The sequence below is a fragment of the Deinococcus planocerae genome (assembly GCF_002869765.1).
Classification (GTDB): Bacteria; Deinococcota; Deinococci; order Deinococcales; family Deinococcaceae; genus Deinococcus; species Deinococcus planocerae.
The window spans coordinates 1-23411 of the sequence record NZ_PNOR01000029.1 but is presented as its reverse complement, the minus strand read 5'-3'; the positions used below and the strand labels follow the sequence as shown (position 1 = coordinate 23411).

Below are 23411 nucleotides of genomic sequence, written 5' to 3'. Positions count from 1 at the left end.
CTGGGATGCTCGGGGCGCTTTCATCTGTGATCGGCGGTTGAGGACAATCTCGGCGTGGAGATCGCGGGGCGGCACCCAGAGTTACCCGGCGGTGCGCCCGACCCAGGCCCGGCGTGCTGCAATGCAGGAATGAACCCGCCCAACTCCACCCTCACCGCCGTTCCCGGCTTCCGCGTGGGCCACTGGACCGACCCCGTGGGCCTCACCGGCTGCACGGTGGTCCTCTGCCCGGACGCGGGCGCGGTCGCCTCGGCGAGCTTCCTGGGGCCGAGTCCGGGCACGCGCGAGGGGGTGCTGCTCTCGCCCGAGAAGAAGGTCGAGCGGGTCCACGCCCTGCTGCTGACGGGCGGCAGCGCCTTCGGCCTCGCGGCGGCGAGCGGCGTGGTGCGGGTGCTCGAAGAACGCGGGGTGGGCCACGAGACGCCCTGGGCGCGGGTGCCCCTCGTCCCGGCGGCGGTGGTCTACGACCTGGGGGTGGGGGACCCCCGGGCCCGCCCCGGCGAGCGGGAGGGAGAGATGGCGGCCCGAGCGGCGTCGGACGCTCCGGTCGAGCGCGGACGGGTGGGCGCGGGCACGGGCGCGACGGCGGGCAAGTACCTGGGGCAGGAGTTCACTGTGCCGGGCGGACTCGGCAGCGTGTGCGTAGAGCGGCACGGGGTCCGGGTCGGGGCGCTCGCGGTCGTCAATCCCATCGGCGATGTGCTCGACGAGCGGGGCGGCGTGCTCGCCGGGCCGGGTGTGGGGCCGGGGGCGGTGGCCTTTACGCCCGGCGACGTGGAGAGCACCACCCTCGTCGCGGTCGTCACCGAGCACACGCTGACCAAGAACGACGCCCGCCGCCTCGCCGACGCCGCGCAGACCGCGCTGGGCCGGGTCATCCACCCCAGCCACACCTTCTGGGACGGGGACAGCGCCTTCGTGCTGAGCGCCTGCACGCTGCCGCCCGCCGACCCCATGCTGCTGGGCGCCCTCGTGCAGGAGGCCGTGTGCGCCTCGGTGCGTGACGCGGTGCGGATGGCGCGGGGGTGACCCACGCTCCCCCGGGCTATGTCTGCCCCTTCTGCCTCCTCGCGGCGGGGGTGGTGAACGAACACGTCTGGAGCCGGGAGAGCGACGTGGTGTACCGGGACGGGGAGGTCATCGCCCTGATCGCGGCGAAGCAGTGGCCGGGGACCCCGGGGCACGTCCTGATCATCCCCGCGGAGCATTTCGAGAACCTCTACGCCCTCCCCGACCCCCTCGGCGCCCGGATTCACGCCCTGCCCTGCCGGGTGTCCCTCGCCATGAAGGCGGCGTACGGCTGCGAGGGCGTGAGCACCCGCCAGCACAACGAGCCCGCCGGAAACCAGGACGTGTGGCACTACCACCTGCACGTCTTTCCGCGCTGGGCCGGGGACGACCTCTACCTCACGTATGGCTCCGTGATGCCGACGGAGAAGCGGGCCGAGGACGCGACCCGGCTCAGGGCACGGCTCGACCTGCCTCCGGACGCTCCCACGTGAAGGTCAGCCGCGTGCCCGCCACCACGAACCCGGCGCGGCGCACGTTGCGTTCGCTGCCGCTCCCCGGCGTGACGAACACGCTGGCGAGGTCGGCCCCAAGGTCGGCGGCGAGCCGGAGCCGCGCGGCGAGGAGGGCCGTCTGCACGCCCCGGCCCCGGAACTCGGGGAGGGTAGAGGTCCCGTAGAACGCGGCCACGCCTTCCGTCACGCTCAGGGCGGCGGTTCCGGCGGGTTGCCCGTCTGCCTCGGCCACCAGCCGCCGGGTCCCAGCGGCCTGGGCCACGAGGCGCATGATCGCCGCCGTGCCCGGCCCGAACCCGCGTGCGGAGAGGTCGGCCCAGACCTCCGGGTCCGGTTCCTCGCGGACGGTGAGGGGAGGAGCGGGCGGCAGGGTGCTCAGGTCGTGCGTGTAGACGTGCAGCACGGAGTCCAGCACGTACCCCCTCGCCCTCAGGAGCGGGAGCAGCGGCGGGACGGCGTGCGAGAGGACGTGCAGCTTCGCAGGCTGCCCATGCTCGGCGCTGAAGGTCTCGAAGGCGTCCAGGTGGCTTTCCGTCAGCCCCCCGCTCCCGTCGTGCCACGCCGTGTTGACGGGCAGGCCGGGTCCGGCGTGCACGGCGACGAGGGGACCGAAGCGGGCGGCGGCCCCCGCCTCCCCGTACCGGACATGCCCCGCCGCCTCCGCGTGGGCGAGGCGCGGCAGGGGGTCGGGGAACGGTGGGAGCACCACGCCGCCAGCGTACCCGCCCCGGCTGCCGGGTGGGCTGGACAGGGGCCGGAGGCACACCACCGCCGCCTCCCCAGTGTGAAATACTCCTCACGTGAACCCCTTCGCTGCGGCCTCGCGTGTCGGCCTCTGTCTGATGGCGCTGCTCTCCCTGGGCGGCAGGGTGCTCGCCGACGGGGCGCCCTCCCTCGCCTCCGCGACCTTCCCGGCGAACCGGGACCGGGTGATCGAGCGGGTGGTCTTCCGCTGCCAGGGCGGGATTCGCGTGCAGGTGACGCGGATGCCCGACCGGGCGCAGGTCGAGTTCGCGGGGCAGACCCGGACCCTCGACCTCGCCGACGGGGTGGGGGGCGTGCGCTACCGCAGCGGCGGCTTCGCCTGGGTCAACGACGGCAAGGTCGCCTACATGCGAAACACCCGCAGCGGCGAGTTGCCGGTCAGCGGCTGCGTGCGCGTCAACTGAGAGAAAGGGAGCCTCACGCCCCCGTCCGGGCCGCCGGGCTTCACGAGCCTGAGTGCCAGCTCTTCTCTTGAGAGAAGCTCATCCCATGTGAAAGACTCAACGAATGAAGCCCTTCACCGCGGTGGTCCGGGTCGGTCTGTGTTCGGTGGTCCTGCTGCCCTTCGGCGGAACGGCGCTCGCCGACGGCCTCCCAGCCGCCTCGTCCCCCTCGGCGGGCGGGGAGCGGGTGCTGGGCCGGGCCACCTTCCGCTGCCAGGGCGGCATCCGCGTGCAGGTGACCCTCCTGCCCAACCGCGCCCGCGTGCAGTTCGCGGGGCAGACGCGCGTCCTGAATCAGGCGGACGGTGCCGGGGGCGTGCTCTACCAGGGCGGCGGCTTCGCCTGGGTGAGCAACGGTGAGGTTGCCTCCATGAAGGAGACCCGCAGCGGGCGGTTCGCGTTGCGGGGGTGCGTGCAGGTCAACTGACGCTCCCTTTCCCCAGGGCGGCCTAGGCCAGATTGAACTTCAGACGGGCCTCGTCGTCGGGAGGCGACGCCCGCGCTGCTCGGGGTTCTCCCGACGGGAAGCCGGCACGAGACTGGAAGAGGGCTTGCCAGATGGGCCTCGCGCGCGCGGAGGCCCATAGGGCGCTGGCATTGACCCATCACCGCCCGAGAGGCGGTTTTGTTGCCCATCCCCGGAAGACGCCCGCGCGCTAGCCTGCATCCATGAGCCTCGCCTCCCCGCCGGACCAGGCCCCCGCCCCTGAGACCGGCCCTCAGCGTCCGGTGGGGGCGGGGGAACGCGCGGCGCTGCCCGACGTGCTGCGGGGGCTGGCGCTGCTGGGCATCCTGATTGTGAACGCGCAGACCTTCGCGGGCTTCCGGGAGTGGGAGCAGCGGGGCGCGGACGGGGCCGTGCAGGTCCTGACCGACGTGTTCGTGAACGGGCGGGCGATCAGCCTCTTCGCCATGCTGTTCGGGTGGGGGGCGGCGGGGCTGCTCGCGCGGCACGGGGGGGGAACGCTGCTGCGGCGCCTCGCCGTGCTCCTCGTGATCGGCACGGCGCACTTCGTGTTCGTGTGGCACGGGGACATCATCTCCAACTACGCGCTGCTGGCGGTCGCGCTGCTCCTCACCGTGCGGATGACGGCGCGCGAACTCGTCACCCTCGCGGCGGCGCTGGGGGCGTGGTGGCTGCTGCTGGGGGTGCTGGCGGGCTTCGGCAGCCTCGCGGGCCCGGTCAGACCCCGGTTCGACGGCCTGCCCGACCTCACCCCGGGGATGACGTACGCGCAGGTCGTGGCCGGGCGGGCGGCGGAGTTCCAGTCCAACCTGATCGGGGGCAGCGTGTACAACGGCCTGTGGCTGGTCGCGCTCTTCTGCCTGGGGGCCGCCGCCCACCGCACGGGCGTGCTCACCCGCCCGCACGAGCACCTGCCGCTGCTGCGCCGCCTCGCCGCGTATGGTCTGATGGTCGGCCTGCCGCTGGGGGTGCTCCTCGCGTGGCTGAACACCTGGGGCACCCAGACCGCCGGGCTCCTCGCCATCCCCGTCCGCATGGGGGGCGGGCTCGCCTCGGCGCTGGGGTACGCCGGGGTGCTGGGGCTCCTCGCCGCGCGGGGGAGCCTGGGGCCCCTGCGGGCCTTCGCGGCGAGCGGGCGGCTCGCCATGAGCAACTACATCGCCCAGAGCCTGATCATGACGGCGGTGTTCTACCCCTACGCCGGAGCCCAGTACGGACGCTGGGGGGCCGCCGCCACGCTGCTCCTCGCCCTCGCGGTCGGGCTCGCCCAGGTGCCGCTGAGCGCGTGGGTGCTGCGCCGCTTCGGCACGGGGCCGCTGGAGGCGCTGACCCGCGCCCTGGTGTATGGCCGCGCCCGGCGGTAGGAACCCGGCGCCCCCGCGGCGCGTACTCCCGGTATGGAATTCATCTGGAAGGCCCGGACGGTCCGCGAGATCGGCGGCGAGGGCGCGCGGCTGGAGGTCGTCGAGCACACCGCCCACCCCGCCGAGACCCCCCTGGAGGGCTACCTCCAGCCCGTGACCCGCCCGGCCCCCTGGCGGCAACTCACCCTGCACGTGGGGGACGGCACGGCGGTGCTCGAACCCGGCGCCCTCCAGTCGCTGCGCGGCGAGATCGAGATGGGCGCGAGCATGACGGGCGGGGGCGGCGGCGGGCTGGGCGGCTTCCTGCGCGGGGCGGTCACGGCGGCGGCGACCGGGGAGGGCCTGTACAAGACCGTCTACCGCGGCGCGGGCGTGATCCACACCGAGCCCACCCGGCTGCACCTGCTGCTGGGCGAGCTGCGCGGCGAGGACGTGATCGTGGACGACGGCGCCTTCGTCGCCTGCGTGGGGGACGTGACGGTCGGACGGCACGTCAACCGAGGGCTTGCCGCCGCCCTGGGCAGCGGGGAGGGCCGGGTCCAGCCCAAGCTCTCGGGCACGGGCGTCTTCGCCCTGCAAAGCCCCGTTCACCCCGACGAGTTCCAGGTTCTCGACCTGCGGGGCGAGACCCTGAAGGTGGACGGCAATCTCGTCCTCGCGTACACGGGGGGCCTGACCTTCAGCGTCGAGAAGAGTGCGAGGGGCCTGCTCGGCAGCGGGCGGACCGGCGAGGGCTTCGTGCAGGTCTACCGCGGCACGGGCCGCGTGTGGTTCGCCCCCACCCTGCCGCTGCGCGTCACGTCCACCCTGTTGCCGTCGCTGGACGGGTAGACAGCCAGAACCCGGCTGCATAAGTTGACAGCCTCTGCATCCCACGCTATCTTTTTCCTATCACCGCCCGAGAGGGCGGGTTTTTTGTTCCCCGCCGCATTTGTCCCTCCCCCGGGCCGCTAGCCTGTCGGCATGACCGATTCCGCTGCTCCTGCTCCCGGCTCCCGCGCGTTCGTGTCCCTGATCGGGGCGGGGCCGGGCGATCCGGGGCTGATCACCGTGCGCGGGGTGGAGGCCCTGCGGCGGGCGGACGTGGTGCTCTTCGACTACCTCGCCAACCCCGAGTTGCTGCGGCACTGCCCGGAGGCCGAGACGATCTACGTGGGCAAGAAGGGCTTTTCCGAGTACATCGGCCAGGAGCAGATCAACGCCCTGATCGTGGAAAAGGCGCTGGAGGGGGGCGGCAGGCGGGTCGCCCGGCTCAAGGGCGGGGACGTGTTCGTCTTCGGGCGCGGCGGCGAGGAGGCCGAGGCGTGTGTCCTCGCGGGCATCGCCTTCGAGGTCGTCCCCGGCGTGACGAGCGCCATCGCCGCGCCCGCCTACGCGGGCATTCCGGTCACCCACCGCGAGGCGGCCCGCTCTTTCGCCGTCCTCACCGGCAACACGAAGGAGGGAGGCGCCCACTACGAGCGGCTCTCCGGGGTGGACACGCTCGTGCTCTTGATGGGGGTGCGCAACCTGGGCGAGATCAGCGCCGACCTGATCGCCGCCGGGCGTGACCCGCAGACCCCCGCCGCCACCGTCCAGTGGGGCACCACGCCCCAGCAGCGGGTGGCGACGGGCACGCTGGCGACCATCTCGCGGGCGGTCAGGGAGGCCGGGCTGGAGGCCCCCGCCGTCACCGTGGTCGGCGAGGTCGCCCGGCTGCGGGACCATCTGCGCTGGTTCGACGTGGGGCCGGGCTTCGGGGGACCCCTCGCGGGCCGCAGCGTCGCCGTGACCCGCACCCGCGACGGGGCGAGCGCCCTGTCGGACCTCCTGCGCGCCCGCGGCGCCTCGGTGCTGGAGGTGCCCCTGATCCGCTTCGCGGAGACCGCCCGCGAGGCCGAGCTGCACGCCCGATTGCGCGACCTGACGGGGGTGAGCTGGCTGCTGCTCACGAGCAACCAGGGGGCAATGGCTCTCTTCACCCACCTGGACCGCCTGGGGCTCGACGCCCGGCACCTCGCGGGCGTGCGGGTGGCGGCGGTGGGCCCCAGCACCGCCCGCTCATTGGCGGAGCGCGGGGTGCGCGCCGACTTCTTGCCCTCCACCCCCGGCGCCCTGCACCTGGGTGCCGAGCTGCCCGGTCAGCCCGGCGAGGTCACCCTGCACCTCACGAGCCAGGTCGCGGAGGACGACCTGGAGCGTGGATTGGAGGCGCGCGGCCTGCGCTACGAGCGCGCGGAACTCTACCGCACCGAACCCGCCCGGCCCGGCGAGCACGCGATGAACCGCCTGAGGGCCGCCGACGTGGTGACGCTCGCCTCGGGAAGCGCGGCCCGGCATCTCGCCGCCCTCGCCGGAACCGACTTCGCCGTCGCCGCGATGGGCCCGCAGACCGCCGACGCCGCGCGCCGCGCCGGGTTCACCCGCGTCACCGTCGCCGAGGCCCCCACCCTGGAGGCCCTGGCCGACGCCGCCGAGCGGGCGGTCAGCGGGGGTCCGGCGGTCGGGACACGCGGGGCGGACTGAGGCTCCAAACGGACGGAAATCCCGTCCACGCCGCATTTCTTACCGTTCGGTCGGGGACGTGCGCCCCTGGGCCCAGGCGCTATGCTGCGCCTCGTGAGTTTGGCGGCCCTCCTCGATTTGCGCGGTGAACCGGCCCTGGTGGTGGGGGGCGGGGCCGTCGCCCTGCGCCGCGCGCGGACCCTGCTAGGCGCCGGGCTGCGCGTCACGGTCGTCGCACCCGACCTCCACCCCGACTTCGCGGCGCTGCCCGTGCGCGCCGAGCGCCGTCCCTACCTTCCCGCCGACCTGAATGGGCAGCGCGTGGTCGTGGCCGCCACGGACAGCGAGGCCGTGAACGACGCCGTGACCGCCGGGGCCCGCGCCGCGGGGGCGCTCGTCAACCACGCGGGCGACGCCACGAGGGGCACCCTGCGCTTTCCCGCCGCCGTGGAGCGCGGCGGCGTGCAGGTGGCGGTGAGCACCGGGCGCGAGCTGCCCATGCTGGCGCAGGCCCTGCGCGAGCGCATCGCCGCCCTCCTCCCCGAGCCGGGGACGGTGGACGCCTGGGCCGCGCGGCGCGAGGAGGCCGTCCGGTTGCCCGGGGCCGCCCGCGAGGGGGCGCTCGACGCCCTGCGCGCCGACATCCGCTCGGCGTTCGGCCTGAGTGCCGGGGGAGCCGTGTGACGCTCGCCTGCCCGACCGCCCGCGCCTTCCTCGCCCAGCCGAAAGCGTCGCATCCCGCCCCCCTCGACTTCGCGGTGGTGGGGCTCAACCACCAGACCGCCCCTGTCGAGGTGCGTGAGCGGGCCGCCGTGCGCGCAGGCGACGAGGCCGCCATCCTGAGCACCCTTTCCCGCCACGCCTCCGAGGTCATGCTCCTCGCCACCTGCAACCGCACCGAGGTCTACCTCGCCGGGCTGCGCGGCGACCCCGTGCGCGCCTTCGCGGACGCCTGGGGGGACGGTCTGGGCGAGTCCCTGTACGTGTACCGCGGGGACGCCGCCGTTACCCACCTGTACCGGGTCGCCTCGGGCCTCGACAGCCTCGTGATCGGCGAGACGCAGATTCAGGGGCAGGTCAAACGGGCGTGGCAGGCGATGCAGGAGCGTACCCCCGGCGCCAAGCTCCTCAACAAGGTCGTCCAGGGGGCCCTCGCCGCCGGGAAGCGGGTGCGCTCGGAAACCGGCCTGAGCGACAAGGTGGTCAGCGTGTCGAGCGCCGCCGTCGAGCTGGCGCAGGCGGCGCTGGGCGACCTCACGAGCCGCACCGCCCTGATCATCGGGGCGGGCGAGACCGCCGAGCTGACGCTGACCCACCTGCGCGCGGCGGGGGTGCGCGACGTGATCGTGGTCAACCGCACCGAGGCCCGCGCCCGGCAGCTCGCCGAGCGGGTGGGGGGCCGCGTCTGCGCCGCCCAGTACCTCCACGAGGTCCTGCCGGAAGCCGACGTCGTGATCGCGTCGAGCGCGGCCCCCCATTACGTCCTGCACGGCGAGGGGGCGCGCGCCGCGCTGCAAGGCCGCCCGGAGCGCCCCCTGTTCCTGATCGACATCAGCGTGCCGCGCATCCTCGACCCCGACATCGCCGCCGTGCCGGGCGCCCACCTCTACAACCTCGACGACCTCACCGCCATCGTGAGCCGCAACCTGCAAAGCCGCCGCGAGGCCCTTCCCCACGCCGAGGCGATCATCCGCGAGGGCGTGGCCGACCTCGCCCGCTGGCACCTCACCCGCGAGGCGCAACAGGAGCGGCAGCGGCGGGGGCGGGCGCTGGTGAGTTGACGGACGGGGCGGGGCGCGGGTCCCGGCCCCTCCCGCGTGCGGCGTGCCACGAACCGCCCCCCCCTTTTCCCGTACCCTGCCCCCATGTGGACCCCCCTTCCTTCGAGCGCGCTGCGGCTGACCGGCGCCGACCGGGTGGACTTCGTGCAGGGGCAGATGACGAACGACCTGCGCGGGGTCCGGGCGCCCGGCACGGTCGCCTGCTGCTTTCTGAACGTGCGCGGCCAGATCGAGTTCTTCGCGCGGGCCTACAGGCGCGAAGGAGACGTGTACCTCCACCTCGACGCCGGGCAGGCGGAGGGGCTGACGGCCCGGCTGCGGCGTTACATCATCTTCGATCAGGTCGAGATCCAGGACGTGACCGACGAATTGCGCACCGTTCACGTCTGGGCTCAGGCTGTGCCCGGCTGGAATTCCGAGGGACCGGACGCGCAGAGCTTCGAGCTGGGGGGCGGGACCGTGCTCGGCGGGCGGGTGAACCGCACGGGCACGCCGGGGGTGGACCTGCACTTCCTCGCCCGGCATGAGGACGCGGTGCGGGCGGCGCTCGAGGCGGGGGAGACGCCGCTGGCCGTGCTGGAGGCGGCGCGCGTGCGGGCGGGCATCCCCGACGTGGTGCGCGACGGCTTCATCGGGACCCTGCCGCAGGAGGTGGGGCTCGACGTGGGCGGTCCCCTCCCCGTCATGAGCTACCGCAAGGGTTGCTACGTCGGGCAGGAGATCATGGCGCGGCTGGAGGCGCGCGGCAACGCCCGCTATCACCTGGGGCGGCTGGAGGGGCAACACCTCCCCGACCACGCCGAGGTCGCCCGCGAGGGCAAGGTCGTCGGGCAGGCGGGCGCGCACGCGGACGGCCTGAGCCTCGCCCGGCTGCGCAAGGAACTCGCTCCCGGTGACCGGGTGGAAGTGGGCGGCGTCCCCGCCACCGTTGGGGCCCTGAGCCCCGTCCCCGCCGATGTTTGAGGCCCTCGCCCGCGACCTGCGCACCGGGACGCCCGCCGACCTCACCCGCGCGGCCCGCCGGGCGTTCGTCGCCGCCTTCCTGGTCATCGCCGTGCCGGGGTTGCCGCTGGGGGGGCTCTACCTCCTCACCCGGCCCGCGCCGCTCTCCGCGGGTTGGGTCACCGCCCTCGTTCTCCTCGCCGCCGTGCTCGCCGCCGCCGGCCTGCACCTCGCCCGGCTCGCCGCCCGCGATTCCACGGGGCCGGGACCCCAGGTGACCCTGACCGCCGCCATGCAGGCCGGGACTGCCCCCGCCGTCCCCTTCCTGCTCGGCTGCGTCTTCTTCAGTCAGCCCACCGCCCTCGCCGCGCTGTGGCTGGTGTCGGCCCTTGCCTTCGTTCTTGTATGGCGTGGGTTGCCTTACGGAGTTATACCGATAATTGAAAAAATTCAAGAAGACAAATGCGTTTTTGAAGACTAGGCCTAAATATAGAAAATTTGAGTAAAATAAAAGGAGCCACTTGAATTACCGGCTGTTTGTATTGTGAACCGATGTCACTTCTAATCCTGAAGCTTTTCTTGCTACAAAAAACCTTAAGATTGATCTGATGGTCACGAAAGAAAATATAATAATTTGAATTGCGAGCTGTGAGACAATAATCAGATTAGAAACAATAGTTATCAAGCTCGCGTTTTCGCCCGATAATGCGAGACCTATATCTCTAAAAGCGCGTTCTGCGAAAACAAAGGTTGCGGGAAGTGTAACTTTAGTATTAAACCAAATAAATAAGACTATTCCTAGTATGTATATAGGTGTAAAAAATCTAAGCGCTTTCAAATCTTGACTATGGAAGTTCGCTGACCTCCTCAATTCTTCTATTGTGGGGCGTATTTTAAACATTTTTTTGCAGAATAATGTTATGCTCAGTATGTTAGTCTGATATAAATTTCTGCAATTGAAAAAATTAACTAGAACCGCGTAGAGATCGGTTCTTAGGAAGACTAGTGCCTGAAATACAAGCCCATTTACAAGGATTAGAATGTACAAAGAAGCAAGAGAATCTAGAGATTTAGACAGATGTCCTTCAAAGTGCATGTATCTGATAAGTAGTGCAATCAAAAGTACTACGAAATCTACTGCTATACCAGCCATAAAGGTGGCATATCTATCACGTTTCGGCACTAGCCATATGCTACTTACATCAGTCTCGTAGACTACAAAAAATAAACGGCGAGAAATGCGAAAACGACCAGGTACACTAACGGCCCGTGCGGCGACGAAGTGTGCAAGCTCATGAACCGTTATTTGCACGCGACTCATTATGAAACTGGCTAGGATAAGCCACTCCGTTTGTCTCCACCCAGTTAAATCTTGTGCATCCGGTAGTAAAAATGGAAGTCGCCACCAGATATAGAGGCAAGCGAGAGCCGAAAGAGCATAAAGCCACCAAATTCTTGACTTAAACAAAAACAATGCAAGTTTTTTCGGTATAGCATTGTATAATCGTTGTGACGTTTGAATTTGTTTCTGCTCAAGAAAACCTGCGTCCCTTAACTTTTCAACAAAATCCTCGACATCCACATATTCCCCAGTCTTCCTGAGAATTGTTAGTTCGGCTTGCGAAAAAGTTTTTCCAGATTTGAGGACATCAAGTAGAATCAGTCCTGTCTCGTTGAGTATAATGTGATTATCAGCCACAGGAGAGCCGACGAAATATTCTCCCATTTCTTCGAACACGACGTGAGAAATTATTTCAACCCTACGCTCATCAGCCGGATAGGTCTTCTCAATTTGCTCCTGGGCTTCTTTACAAATCGGACAGTCGTCATGGATAATCCAGGAATCAGTTATTTTTATTTCTCCGGTCAAAAAATACACTTCGGTCAGGCGACCCGCTGTAGCGGGAGGAGATATATTCAATAAATATTTTAGCGCCTCCCACACAATTAGGCTTCCCAGCATACCTGTCGCCGGAGCTATAACCCGATTTGCAACCGGGAAATCGATACTCGGTTTTGGGAAGCTCAGTCCTCTCCGGGAGCATTCAAAACATGCTGTTACTCCCGGCTGAACACTCATATACACCCCGCTTGTAATTCTAGTGCCACCTGCTATAAAATCAATTCGTTCAAAGATGCAAGCCTCGTTGACAATATTTAATATATTGTCGGGAGAATCAATGACTGATATAACTAAGTCCGCCCCTGTTATTATCGAACGCAATGTACTTACATCTTCTACATAACATTCGACGGTATTAACTATGATAGTTCCATCTATATTTTTTAGCTCTCTAGAAGCGACCTCCAATTTGCTAAGACCTACATCGGCCTCTCTGTAAAGGAACTGACGCGACAGGTTCTTAAGCTCAACGTCATCCTTATCCACTAACGTAATGCTACCTATGCCTAATCCACATAGCTGCATTGCAACAGTGGATCCTATCCCACCGACCCCAAGGAGGACAACTTTTTTGGTCTTCAGTGTTTCGTGAAATGTTGAAGCAGGAGACTCTAAATTTGAAAACGCTTCGAAAAATGCTATATTGCTTTTATAACGATCCGGTATTGATGCGTAATCCTCGCTCCTGTTCCTTAGTAGGCCTAGACGATCTAGTTCATCCAAAAAATTAAGTTGTTCAGAAGATAAGAAGCTGAATTCTATAACCTCCCCTTTTGTTAATTTGTCAACAATGTCACGCTGCCAACCAAAATTGATCGGTAGCTCAAATCCCGCCCCCCCTTCCCTTTGGAAATATATTCCCCCCTCTACATTGTATTGCGGCCACGGTTTGATGGTAACGTCTTTATATTTGTCCATTGTTGGCATTAAAAATGCCGATCTGTCTGAGATCGGCATGCAAGAATATTGCGCCTAGGACCTGATTCCACCAGTAGGATCGCCATCCATCATGGTGAGACGAACGGCTTCAGCCTTCACGACTGAAAGCTTAACCTTCTTCTTGCTGCCCTTAACTTGTTGCTTGTTCACACTTTCCTCCAAAGTCCACCAATAATTGAGGACCCCTAGTTGTCAATTAAGACAATTAGACCATCCTCTGGTTGGACAGGGCAATCCTACCTCACGCTTGCTCTCTTGTAAACAGGGTAATCAACCGCCGAACAACAGGAACCAAATATATTTTCGTCAAAGTAACGCTTAAAGGCCAGAATACGTCCATAACACATTCTCTACTAGCAGAATCAGCGGCTCTTGGGGTCGAGCGCGTCGCGCAGGCCATCACCGAAGAGGTTGAATGAGAGGCTGAAGGTCACGATGAACAGAGCCGGGAAGACCAGCACGTACCAGTAATCGGGCTTGAGCCAGGGCCGCGCAAACTCCACGAGCTGGCCCCACTCGGCGTACCCACTCTCGAAGCCTAGACCCAGGAAGGAGAGGGCCGCCACGCTGAGCGGAATGGTGGCGAGGTCGAGCACCGCGAGGGTGAGGACGCTGGCGAGGCTGTTGGGCACGACGTGCTTGAGCACCAGCCGCCAGTCGCGCGCCCCCAGCGAGCGGGCCGCGTCCACGTATTCGAGCTGCCGGGTTCTGAGCACGTCGCCGCGTACCACGCGGGCGTATGGAGCCCAGCCTGCAATACAGAAGGCCAAAATAATCGGCCCAGTAGGATTGCCGCCAGGATTTTGGGCTCGCAGGATCGTCAGCAGCACGACCGTCAGGATCAGGGGCGGTAGGGCGAACAGCACGTCGATGAAGCGCTGGATCATGTTGTCTGCCCAACCTCCGTAAAATCCGCTGAGCGCTCCAATGATCACTCCCGCGAGCAGCGTGATGCCCACGATGATGAAAGACATCTTGAAGGTCGTGCGCGTGCCCCAGACTAGGCCGTAGAAGATGTTGTAGCCGTTGGAGGTCCCGAAGAAGGCCTCCTGGCTGGGTGGCGTCGGGGTCGAGGCAAAGCTCAGGCGCTCGATGGCGTAGCAGCTCTCGGGCGGCGCGAGGGTGGCCCGCCAGAAGGCGCCGCCCAGCGGGTTGTACACCTCGTTGGGGGAAGCGATGTTTAGGTCGCGCAGGCAGTTGCCGCTCGGCTTGGCGATCAGGGGCGCGAACAGCGCGACCAGGCCGAAGAGCAGCGTGATGATCAGTCCCGAGACGGCGAGCTTGTTGCGCCGCAGCTTGCGCATGGCGGGGCTCGTCCAGAAGAGGTTCCAGCGGCTGCGCTCGCGGGTGGGAAGGGGGGCAGTCACCGTCATCAGTCGAACCTCACGCGGGGGTCCACGACCCCATACAGGATGTCCACGACCGTGCTCACGATGACCACGATCAGCGCCGACAGCAACCCGAAGCCCAGCACGGCGGGAATGTCGAGCCGCAGCCCGGCCTCCACCATCCACAGGCCCACCCCAGGGTACCCGAAGATGAACTCGGTGATCAGCGACCCGCTGAGCAGGTTGATGATCAGGAAGCCCCCCAGCGTCACGATGGTAAGCAGTGCGTTACGTCGGGCGTGCTTGTTATTCACCACCCGGCTGGAGAGCCCCTTGGCCCGTGCCGTGCGCACGTAGTCGCTCGTCAGCGCCTCCAGCATGTTGTTGCGCATCACCTTCACGATGGTCGCAGCATTAATAACCGTCAGGGTTGCTGCGGGCAGGATCAAGTGCTGTAGCACATCCCAGGCGATGTCCCAACGCCCATTGAGCGCCGCGTCGAGACTGAGCAGCCCGGTATAGCGTCGCAGGTCCCCGAGGGCGAATTGGTTGACGATGCTGACCTGTCCGGCTCCCGGTAGCCAGCCCAAGTAGCCGTAGAATACGGCGAGTAGCACGATCCCTAAGACGAAGCTGGGCAGACTGTAGCCTAGGATAGTCAGGACACGCAGGACCTGATCAATCAGCTTGTCTTTGTGTAGTGCGCTCAGTGTGCCCAGCCACACGCCGAGCAGCAGGATCGGCAGCGCGGTGAGCAGCGTGAGTTCCACGGTGTTCGGCAGCCGCTCGCGGATCGTCTGGAGCACGTCCTGGCCGCTGGCGCGCGAGAAGCCCAGGTCACCGCGCAGGGTGCTGCCGAGCCAGTTGCCGTACTGCACGACGAAGGGATCGCGCAGGCCGCGTTCCTCGATGATCTGTTCCAGTCGGGCGGCCTGCTGATCGCTGCGGATAAACCCGGCGGCGCGCTGCTCGGGGGTCAGGAGCTGGGTCAGCCCGACGATGAAGAGCGAGAGCACGAGCATCACCAGCGGAACCTGAATCAGCCGCCTGACGATGAAGTTGAGCATAGGGTCCTCTACGGTGGGGCGAGGGATAAACGCCGAAGCGGGGGGACAGCCGCACCTGGCCGTCCCGCCCGCCGGGAATGCGGGTCAGCGCTTGCTGAGGTCCTTCCAGAGAGTCCCGGTGTCCTCGAAGCTCGTCATCGGGTTATACGTGGCCGCGCTCACGCCCTGGAGGTTGTTGCGGTGGAAAGTGTAGTTCACGCCCGCCGGGACGAGGATGTACGGCGCCTGCTCGTAGGCGCGGTTGCCCACGAGGCTGTACAGGCGGTTGCGCTGGGCGGTGTTCACGGTCGCGCGGGCCTGGTCGATCCACTTGTCCACCGAGGCGTCCTTGAAGTTGCTGCGGGGCGCGTAGTAGCCGCTGGAGTGGTAGAAGGTGTGGATGAAGTTGTCCGGGTCGGCGTAGTCAGGCGCCCAGCCCAGCACGATCATGGCCTCCTTGCCGTTCTTGGAGTCGGCCAGCATCTCGCTCCACTGCTTTTGCTGAACGTTGACCTTGAACTTGGGGTTCAGGGACTCGATGTTCCGCTTCAGGATCTCCATCGCGGTCTGCGCCGGCACGCTGCCCGCGCGGTAGTTCGCGGTCAGGGTGAAGCCGTTCTTCCACACGTTGCCGCCCCACGCGCGCTGGAAGTACTGGCGGGCCTTCGCGGCGTCGAAGGTGTAGGTCTTGACCTCGGGATCGTAGCCCGGGAAGGAGTCCGGCAGCAGCATGGTGCGCTGCTTGCCCTTGCCCTGCTGCACGTCGCGGATGTACTGCTGGTAGTTGAAGGCGTGGCTGAAGGCCCGGCGCACGTTCACGTCGCTGAAGAAGTTCGCGGGGATGCCGCGCCCGTCGAGCTTGCCGCTGCCCAGCAGGCCGGGGTCCTGAATCCGCTGGTTCATGAAGATCGCGGTTCCCACGGTGTTGGGCAGGTTGTCGAGCCACACCACGCCCGGCTTGCCCTTGATCTGCTGCTCGTCCACGCTGCGCCCGCCGCCCTCGATCAGGTCGGCGTCGCCGCGGAGGAAGGCCTGCTGGCGCGCGGCGATCTCGGGCACCTTCTGAATGATCACGTTGCGGATCGCGGGCTTCTTGCCCCAGTAGCCGTCGAACGCCTGAAGCAGCGTGGCGTTGGCGTCACGGCGCACCAAGCGGTACGCGCCCGTGCCGCTGGGCTGCTTGTTCAGGGCCGAGTCGGTCAGGTCCTTGCCGACGAAGCTCTTCCAGTCGGCCTCGGTACCCTTCCACTCGCCGATGGCAATCGCGTGCTTGCTGTCCACGATGCTCTGCCCGGTGTAGGCGAGCTTGGCGAGAAACGCCGGGTCCACCTTCGGCAGCGTGAAGACGAGCTGGCCTGCGTTGTTGCACTCGACCGCCCGGTCGATCCGCGCCCAGGTGATCGTCTTGTCGTCGTTCGCGTTGCTGCCGGTGCCCAGCAGCGACTCGGAGATAAACCAGTTGCCGCTCTCGGCGCTGTTGGTGACCAGGTTGCGCTCGAAGGAGTACTCGGCGTCACGGCAGGTCATCGTGTTGCCGGTGTGGAACTTGACGTTACGGCGCAGGTCGAAGGTGTACGTCCGGCCCCCGTTGGTGGCCGTCGGCACCCTCGTGGCGAGCAGCGGCTCCAGGTCACGCACGCTGTTGCCCCGGTAGGTCAGCAGCGTCTCGTACATGTTCTCCACGATGGCGCCCGAGGCCGTGTCGTACGTCACGCCCGGGTCGAGCGTGGGAATGTCGGCGGCCTGCTGGACGACCAGCGTGTCACGGGGCGCGGCGGCAAAAGCCGAGCCGACGAGCAAGAGGGTGCTGAGCAGAGCGAATTTCTTCATTGAGCCTCCCGAGAATTCGGTGCCTGCCGCATCACAGCCTGGGATGTGAGGAGAGGCACCTGTGTGGATGGACGGTGAGCATCATAGCGTAGGCTGAGCGGCGGATGTGAGAATTTCCAAAGAGGCCTCCCCCGTGCCACACACGCTTTTCTCGGCGTTCTGTACTCAGTCTGAGGCGCTTGAGTATGGGGAGTGCCATACTACCGCGCGTGAAACGACGCATCCTGCTGCTGGCGGGCGGCCAGTCCGGCGAGCATGAAGTGAGCCTGATGAGTGCCCGCAGCGTCCTCGCGGCGCTGCCCCGCGACCAGTTCGACGTGACCCCGGTGGTGATCAGTCCCCAGGGCCGCTGGCTCCCGCCCACCGAGACCGCGCGGGCGCTGGAGACGGGCCGCGCCCAAGGCGGCGGCGACCTTGTGCTGCACCGCGCCGCGAGCGCCGAGGGCTACGACGCCGTGTTTCCCCTCCTCCACGGCCCGATGGGCGAGGACGGCACCATCCAGGGCCTGCTGACGCTCGCCGGAATCCCCTTCGTGGGGTCGGGGGTGCTGGGCTCGGCGGTGAGCATGGACAAGGTGATGACCAAGCAGGTGCTCGCCTCGGTGAGCATCCCGCAGGTCGCGTGGCGGCTCGCCGTGCGCCGCGAGTGGCAGGAGCACCCCGCCGAGGTGGAGGCCCGCGCCCATGACCTCGGCTTCCCCCTCTTCGTGAAGCCCGCCAACCTGGGGTCGAGCGTGGGCATCTCCAAGGTCACCCGCGCCGAGGAGCTTCAGGCCGCCCTCGACCTCGCCTTCGGCCTCGACCGCCGGGTGATCCTGGAGGCGATGACCGCCCACAAACCGCGGGAGGTGGAGGTCGGCATCCTCGGCAACGACGCGCCGGTCGCCAGCCCGGTGGGCGAGCTGCACTTTAGCGCCGAGTTCTACGACTACGTGACGAAGTACACCGAGGGGCGCGCGACCATGCACATCCCGGCGCCGTTGCCCGCAGAGGTCGCCGAGCGGGTCCGGTCCCTCGCCCTGAGTGCCTTCCGGGCCCTCGACTGTGCCGGGCTCGCGCGGGTGGACTTCTTCTACGTCGAGGAGACGGGCGAGCTGTTTCTCAACGAGGTCAACACCATCCCCGGCTTCACGACCACGAGCATGTACCCCAAACTCTTCGAGGCGGCGGGCCTGACCTACAGCGAACTCGTGACCCGCCTGGTGGAGCTGGCGCTCGAACGGCGCTGAGCGGGGCCGTGCGGGTGGGCGCGGACAGAAGGCACACCCCATCACCCGCCGTCCCCCACATCTGAGTTGACAATCCCGATCAACCTACTTAGGATTCCAGCCATGTCACGCTTTCTGCTTGCCACTTCCGCTCTCCTGCTGGGGGGCACGACGCTCGCTCAGACGAATCAGACCCTGACGGTCTACTCGGGCCGGGCAAAGACCTTCGTGGACCCCATCGTGCAGCAGTTCGAGCGCGCGACCGGGATTCGGGTGAACGTCCGCTACGGCACGGACAGCCAGCTCGTCGCGGCGATCCGCGAGGAGGGGAGCCGCAGCCCCGCCGACGTGTACTGGGGCAACAGCGTGGGAGCGCTCGGCGAACTGGCCTCGGAGGGCAGCTTCACGCGGCTCGGCCCGGCGCTGACGCGCAAGGTGTCTGCCGACTACGTGCCCGACGACCGCTCGTGGCTGCCCACGACGGTGCGCTTCCGGGTGCTGGCGTACAACAAGGACAAGATCAAGCCCGAGCAGTTGCCCGCCAGCGTGCTGGACCTGCCGAAGATGACCAGTCTCAAGGGCCGCATCGGGTGGACGGTCGCGTACCCCTCCTTCCAGGACTTTCTGGCGGGGATGATCGCCCGGCACGGCGAGGCGGCGACCCGGGGGTGGATCGAAGGCATGAAGGCGCTGGAACCCAAGGACTACAAGACGAGCAACGTAGGGATGCTGGAGGCGATGCGCGCGGGTGAGATCGACGTGGCGCTCACGAACCACTACTACATCCAGCGCGTGGCGCGGCTGAACTATCCCATCGAGACCTACTTCTTCCGGCAGGGCGACATCGGCAACCTGGGGAACGCGACGGGCGCGGGCATCCTGAAGACGAGCCGGAACCAGGCCGCCGCGGCCCGCTTCCTGAACGCGCTCGCCGGCAAGGACGCCCAGACGTTTTTCCTGAGCGTGAACTTCGAGTACCCGGTGATCGGCAACATTCTCCAGCCCACCACCATGCTGCCCTACAGCGACGTGACCAAGCGCAGCCCCCGCTTAGATCCCGCCGCGCTGCCGAAGAACATCGAGCGGGCGCAGAAGCTGCTGCGCGACGCGGGGCTGCTGTAGGGGGTGGTCGCCGCCCGACCGCAAGGGGCTCCCTTCCGCAGGAAAGCAGGAAAGAAAGCCTTCTTCGCGGCGGTGCGGGACCGGGACTCCCGCCTCCACCCCTGACCCAACGGCTTTGCTAGTTTGGCTCAGCCTGCGTGGGCCCTGCCGCCCGCCGGGCCGCCCCTTCCCCTCATGACGACCCCCCGCCGCCCTCCCCTGGCCCTGACGCTGCCCGCGCTGCTCGCCGGGCTGGGCGTGTTGCTGCCGCTCGCTTACCTCGTGCTGCGGGCCTTCGGAGCGCAGGGGGAGGAACTGCGCGAGATCGTCTTCCGGGTGCGCAACCTGGAGCTGCTGGGGAACACGCTGCTCCTCGCGCTGGGGGTCCTCTCCGCGGGCACGGCGCTGGCGCTGCCGCTCGCCTACCTCGCGGCGCGGACGACCTTCCGGCCCCGCTGGGTGCCGACCCTGCTGGGGGTGCTGCCCCTCGCCATTCCGGGGTACGTGGGGGCCTATACCCTGATCGCCGCGAGCGGGCCGGGCGGCGCCGTCGACGCGCTGACGGGCCTGAGCTGGCCCGGCCCGAGCGGCTTCTGGGGGGCGCTCGGCGTGCTGACCCTCTTCACCTTTCCGTACCTTTTCCTGAACCTGCACGCGGCGCTGCGCTCGCAAGACCCCGCGCTGGAGGACGCCTCCCGGCTGCTGGGCCGCACGCCCGGGCAGACGTTTCGCCTCGTGACGTTGCCGCACCTGCGCCCGGCGTGGCTCGCGGGCGGGCTGCTCGTCACGCTGCACGTGCTGGGTGACTTCGGCGTGGTCAGCCTGATGCGCTACCCCACCTTCAGCGCGGCGATCTACGGGCAGTACACCGCCGCCTACGACCGGGTGTACTCCGCGTGGCTGGCCCTGATGCTCCTCGCGGTCACGGCGCTGACCCTGTGGCTGGAATCCAGGCTGATGCGCGGCGTGTTCCTCGCGCGGGTGTCGCCGGGGGGGACGCGCCCGCCCGCCCGGATTCCCCTGCGCGGCTGGGCGCCCCTGGCCTGGGCCCTCGTCCTGGCGCTCGGCGGGGCGGCGCTCGTCGTGCCGCTGGGCACCATGCTGTACTGGCTGCGGCTGGAACAAAACCCGGACGCGCTGGCGGGGCTCTGGAACGCGGCCCGCAGCACCCTGAGCGCCGCCGGGGTCGCCGCCGTCACGACGACCGCCCTCGCGTTTCCGCTCGCGTACATCGGGAGCCGCTACCGGGGCCGGGCCGCGCGCCTCACCGAGCGGGTGGCCTACCTGGGCTACGCCACGCCGCCCCTCGCGTTCGCGCTGGCCCTGGTGTTCTTCGTGCTGCGGGCCGTGCCTCCCCTGTACCAGACCTTCACCCTCCTGATCGTGGCGTACAGCCTGCACTTCGCCGCCGAGGCGGTCGGGCCGATCCGCACGGCGCTGACCCGCGCGACCCCCCGGCTGGAGGAGGCCGCCCGCGTGCTCGGCGCCCGGCCCGGGCGGACCCTGTGGCGGGTCACGCTGCCGATCATGCGCCCCGGGCTGCTGACGAGCGCGGCCCTCGTGTTCCTGAGCGTGCTCAAGGAATTGCCCCTGACCCTGCTGCTCGCGCCGACCGGCTTCGACACGCTGGCGCGGGGCGTGTGGACCGCCACCGAGGAGGCGCAGTACGCCGCCGCCGCGCCCTACGCGCTCGCCCTCGCCGCGGGCGGGGCCCTGCTGACGGGCCTGATCCTGAGGAGGGAGAGATGACGCTCGCCGCGACGACCCCGCCGCCGACGGGTGCCGGGAAGACCGAGCGGGCCACGGTCCTCGAACTGCAAGACCTCACGAAACGCTACGCGCCGGGGCTGCCCCCCGTGCTGGGCGGCCTGAACCTGCGCGTGGAGGCCGGCGAACTCGTCACGCTGCTGGGCCCCAGCGGGTGCGGCAAGACGACCACCCTGCGGCTCGTCGCGGGGCTGGAGGCGCCCGAGGGGGGCCGCGTGCGGATCATGGGGCGCGACGTGACCTCCCCCTTCGTGCCGCCCGAACGCCGGGGGGTGGGGCTGGTCTTTCAGGACTACGCCCTCTTTCCGCACCTGACGGTGCTCGGCAACGTCTTGTTCGGCCTGCACGGGCTGCCCCGCGCGCAGCGGCTGGCCCGCGCCCGCGAGACGCTCGCCCTCGTGGGGCTGACCGTCTTCGAGGCGCGGCTGCCGCACCAGCTCTCGGGCGGGCAACAGCAGCGGGTCGCGCTCGCCCGCGCGCTCGCGCCCCGGCCCGCCCTGCTGCTGCTCGACGAGCCCTTCTCGAACCTCGACACCGGGCTGCGGCACTCGACCCGCCAGGAGGTGCGCGCGATTCTGCGCCGCAGCGGCGCCACCGCCGTCCTCGTCACCCACGACCAGGAAGAGGCGCTGGCCTTCAGTGACCGCCTCCTGGTCATGCGGGCCGGGCAGGTCGAGCAGGTCGGGCCCCCCCACGAGGTCTACGCGCGCCCGCAGACCGCCTTCGTGGCGAACTTCCTGGGCCGCAGCAACCTGCTGAGCGGCACGGCGAGCGGCCCCAGCGCCCGCACCGCCCTGGGGACCCTCGCGCTCACCGAGGAGGCGCACGGCCCCGTGCTCGTCAGCGTGCGGCCCGAACACCTCGCCTTCGCGCCCGAGGGAGAAAGCGGCACGCCCGTCACCATCCTCGCCCGCGAGTACAAGGGCCACGACGTGACCTACACCGTGCGGCTGGGGGGCCAGGAACTCCTCGTCCACGACGCGGGCGGCGCGGTGTACCCCGAGGGCGCGCAGGTCCGGGTCCGGGTGACGCGGCCCGCCCAGCCCGTGCGCTGACGGCGGGGTGTGACCCGCACCACAGACCTGCGCGCCCGTAAGGAAGTAGATACTCACTTATGCCCCGCCCCCGCGTGATCACCGACGAGCGAATCGTGGAGGCGGCCCGCGAGGTGTTTTTGGAGCAGGGCTTCTCGGCCACGACCGCCGAGATCGCCCGGCGCGCCGGGGTCTCCGAGGGCACCCTGTTCAAGCGCTTCGCCTCCAAGGAGGACATCTTCGAGGAGGTCGTGGGACTGCGGAACTACGCGGCGTGGCGCGAGGAACTCGCCGGGCTCGTGGGGGTCGGCGACGTGCGGCGCAACCTGGAGCGGGCGGCGCTGGGCTTCATCGAGACGGCGGGGCGCATCCTGCCGGGGTTGATGCTGATCTTCTCGCGCGGGCACGCTCCGGCGCACAACCCCATGCTCGAACGCCTCGGCAATCCCATCCGCCACGACGCCGACGCCGTGGCCGCCTACCTGCGCGCCGAGGTGGCGCTCGGGCGGGTGCGCCCGGTGGACGCCGACGTCACCGCCCTCACCCTGATGGGCACCCTGACCCACTACGTGCACCGCGAGCACATGACCCCCGACCCAGCCCGCGAGCCGCTCGACGCCGGGCGCTTCGTGCGCGGCCTCTTCGACGTGCTGTGGCCCGGCCTGGAACCCTAGCCTGCTCCTCGGCGTATGGGGTCCGTACGGTTCCCGGCCACGGTAAGCAAGTTCGCACTCACTAACCCTCCCCCTTTCCCGTCCTCCGAGGTTTGCATGCGTTCCCCGCCCCTCCTGACTCCTCGCCTCTGGCTGCTGCTCGCGTCCCTCGCCCTTGGGGGTGCGCTCGCGCAGCCGGCGCCGCCCCCCCCCGCCTCCCCCCCGGCGCCCGCCGTTCAGAGCGTGGCCGCGCCGCTGACCCTGCCAGAGACCCTCGCCCGGCTGCGCCAGAGCCCGGGGTGGCGCAGCGCGGACCTGCAATACCGGGCCGCCGAACTCGCCCTGGAGAGCGCCCGGGCGCGCGCGGGGCTCAACGTCACCGTCGGCGCGGACGCGAGCGCGGTGAAAGTTCCCCTCTCCTCGGGTGATCTGACGCTGAATACCACCGTGACGGCGCAGGTCTCGGCGAGCGTGCTGCCGTGGTCCCCGGCGCTGGAGGCCGTGCGGGGCGCGGAGCGGGGGCTGGCGCGGGCCGGGGCCGACCTGCGCGCCGCCCGGCTGAGTGCCACCGTGAACGCGGTGCAGGCGTACCTCGCGGCCCGCAACGCCGCGGCGGGCCTCGCGCTGGCGGACGCGCAGGCCAACCTGACCGCCCGGCAACTGGCGGTGGCGCAGTCGCAGCGGGGGGCGGGCGTGCTCACCGCCGAGGGGCTGCAAAGGGGCCCGTGAGGAGGGGGCGCGCCTCCGCGCTTGGGCCGGGGAGCCCGCAGCCTCACACCGGGGTGAGGCCACCGAACGGAGGAGGGGCCCGCCACCCGCGCAGGCCCCCCTCCT

Annotated in this window: 22 protein-coding genes; 17 read left to right on the top strand and 5 right to left on the bottom strand. The window is 68.2% G+C overall.

The features are described 5' to 3' along the window. The first annotated feature begins 129 nt into the window (after positions 1-129). Entirely contained in the window at positions 130-1029 is a 900-nt protein-coding gene (locus tag A7B18_RS15545) for a P1 family peptidase (RefSeq protein WP_102127616.1), read from the top strand. Then, the gene (locus A7B18_RS15540) at positions 1026-1502 is read left to right on the top strand and encodes an HIT family protein (RefSeq protein ID WP_102127615.1); all 477 of its coding nucleotides are present in this window, start codon (positions 1026-1028) and stop codon (positions 1500-1502) included. The genes A7B18_RS15545 and A7B18_RS15540 overlap by 4 nt, the downstream gene beginning before the upstream one ends. Here A7B18_RS15540 and A7B18_RS15535 read toward each other — a convergent pair. After that, on the bottom strand, positions 1462-2232 hold the full coding sequence (locus A7B18_RS15535; protein ID WP_245872917.1) for a GNAT family N-acetyltransferase: 771 nt from the start codon (positions 2230-2232) through the stop codon (positions 1462-1464). The two genes, A7B18_RS15540 and A7B18_RS15535, sit on opposite strands and share 41 nt — an antisense overlap. Positions 2233-2323: 91 nt before the next feature. On the opposite strand from A7B18_RS15535, the gene A7B18_RS15530 reads away from it, so the two are divergent. From A7B18_RS15530 to A7B18_RS15490, 9 genes are all read left to right on the top strand, one after another. Then, positions 2324-2692, top strand: coding sequence for a hypothetical protein (locus tag A7B18_RS15530; protein WP_102127614.1), 369 nt, complete (start codon positions 2324-2326; stop codon positions 2690-2692). Positions 2693-2795: 103 nt separating this feature from the next. Beyond that, complete coding sequence (locus A7B18_RS15525) at positions 2796-3158, top strand: MliC family protein (protein ID WP_102127613.1); 363 nt, start codon at positions 2796-2798, stop codon at positions 3156-3158. 242 nt (positions 3159-3400) lie between these two features. Next, on the top strand, positions 3401-4561 hold the full coding sequence (locus A7B18_RS15520) for a DUF418 domain-containing protein (protein ID WP_102127612.1): 1161 nt from the start codon (positions 3401-3403) through the stop codon (positions 4559-4561). A gap of 33 nt (positions 4562-4594) precedes the next feature. Beyond that, a complete protein-coding gene (locus A7B18_RS15515; protein WP_102127611.1) occupies positions 4595-5392 on the top strand; it encodes an AIM24 family protein in 798 nt (265 codons plus the stop codon). A gap of 132 nt (positions 5393-5524) precedes the next feature. After that, complete coding sequence (gene cobA, locus A7B18_RS15510) at positions 5525-7066, top strand: uroporphyrinogen-III C-methyltransferase (protein ID WP_102127610.1); 1542 nt, start codon at positions 5525-5527, stop codon at positions 7064-7066. Positions 7067-7159: 93 nt separating this feature from the next. Then, positions 7160-7729: a precorrin-2 dehydrogenase/sirohydrochlorin ferrochelatase family protein gene (locus A7B18_RS15505; protein WP_245872916.1), complete on the top strand. Its 570-nt coding sequence runs from the start codon at positions 7160-7162 to the stop codon at positions 7727-7729. Continuing rightward, positions 7726-8826, top strand: coding sequence for a glutamyl-tRNA reductase (gene hemA, locus A7B18_RS15500; RefSeq protein ID WP_102127608.1), 1101 nt, complete (start codon positions 7726-7728; stop codon positions 8824-8826). The genes A7B18_RS15505 and hemA overlap by 4 nt, the downstream gene beginning before the upstream one ends. 84 nt (positions 8827-8910) lie before the next feature. Beyond that, on the top strand, positions 8911-9789 hold the full coding sequence (gene ygfZ, locus A7B18_RS15495) for a CAF17-like 4Fe-4S cluster assembly/insertion protein YgfZ (RefSeq protein ID WP_102127607.1): 879 nt from the start codon (positions 8911-8913) through the stop codon (positions 9787-9789). Next, positions 9782-10249, top strand: coding sequence for a hypothetical protein (locus A7B18_RS15490; RefSeq protein ID WP_102127606.1), 468 nt, complete (start codon positions 9782-9784; stop codon positions 10247-10249). Before ygfZ ends, A7B18_RS15490 begins: the two co-directional genes overlap by 8 nt. Before the next feature lie 45 nt (positions 10250-10294). Here A7B18_RS15490 and A7B18_RS15485 read toward each other — a convergent pair whose 3' ends face one another. The 4 genes from A7B18_RS15485 to A7B18_RS15470 all read right to left on the bottom strand — a co-directional run bounded on the left by A7B18_RS15485 (position 10295) and on the right by A7B18_RS15470 (position 16814). After that, a complete protein-coding gene (locus tag A7B18_RS15485; protein ID WP_102127646.1) occupies positions 10295-12628 on the bottom strand; it encodes a ThiF family adenylyltransferase in 2334 nt (777 codons plus the stop codon). Positions 12629-12972: 344 nt separating this feature from the next. Then, complete coding sequence (locus A7B18_RS15480; protein WP_102127605.1) at positions 12973-13983, bottom strand: ABC transporter permease; 1011 nt, start codon at positions 13981-13983, stop codon at positions 12973-12975. Then, positions 13983-15005 (bottom strand): ABC transporter permease, encoded by a 1023-nt coding sequence (locus tag A7B18_RS15475; RefSeq protein WP_102127604.1) that lies wholly within the window; start codon positions 15003-15005, stop codon positions 13983-13985. Before A7B18_RS15475 ends, A7B18_RS15480 begins: the two co-directional genes overlap by 1 nt. 84 nt (positions 15006-15089) lie before the next feature. Beyond that, positions 15090-16814: an ABC transporter substrate-binding protein gene (locus A7B18_RS15470; protein WP_102127603.1), complete on the bottom strand. Its 1725-nt coding sequence runs from the start codon at positions 16812-16814 to the stop codon at positions 15090-15092. Between the two features lie 209 nt (positions 16815-17023). On the opposite strand from A7B18_RS15470, the gene A7B18_RS15465 reads away from it, so the two are divergent. From A7B18_RS15465 to A7B18_RS15440, 6 genes are all read left to right on the top strand, one after another. Next, positions 17024-18043, top strand: a complete 1020-nt coding sequence (locus tag A7B18_RS15465; protein WP_102127602.1) for a D-alanine--D-alanine ligase family protein — start codon at positions 17024-17026, stop codon at positions 18041-18043. Between the two features lie 102 nt (positions 18044-18145). Then, positions 18146-19144 carry an extracellular solute-binding protein gene (locus A7B18_RS15460; RefSeq protein WP_102127601.1) on the top strand — a complete coding sequence of 333 codons (999 nt, stop codon included), beginning with the start codon at positions 18146-18148 and terminating at the stop codon, positions 19142-19144. 174 nt (positions 19145-19318) lie between these two features. Continuing rightward, positions 19319-20872: an ABC transporter permease gene (locus A7B18_RS15455; RefSeq protein ID WP_102127600.1), complete on the top strand. Its 1554-nt coding sequence runs from the start codon at positions 19319-19321 to the stop codon at positions 20870-20872. Next, entirely contained in the window at positions 20869-21945 is a 1077-nt protein-coding gene (locus A7B18_RS15450; RefSeq protein WP_102127599.1) for an ABC transporter ATP-binding protein, read from the top strand. The genes A7B18_RS15455 and A7B18_RS15450 overlap by 4 nt, the downstream gene beginning before the upstream one ends. A 59-nt stretch (positions 21946-22004) precedes the next feature. Next, complete coding sequence (locus A7B18_RS15445) at positions 22005-22598, top strand: TetR/AcrR family transcriptional regulator (RefSeq protein WP_102127598.1); 594 nt, start codon at positions 22005-22007, stop codon at positions 22596-22598. Positions 22599-22694: 96 nt separating this feature from the next. After that, a complete protein-coding gene (locus A7B18_RS15440) occupies positions 22695-23306 on the top strand; it encodes an outer membrane factor lipoprotein domain-containing protein (RefSeq protein ID WP_102127597.1) in 612 nt (203 codons plus the stop codon). The last annotated feature ends 105 nt before the right edge of the window (positions 23307-23411 follow it).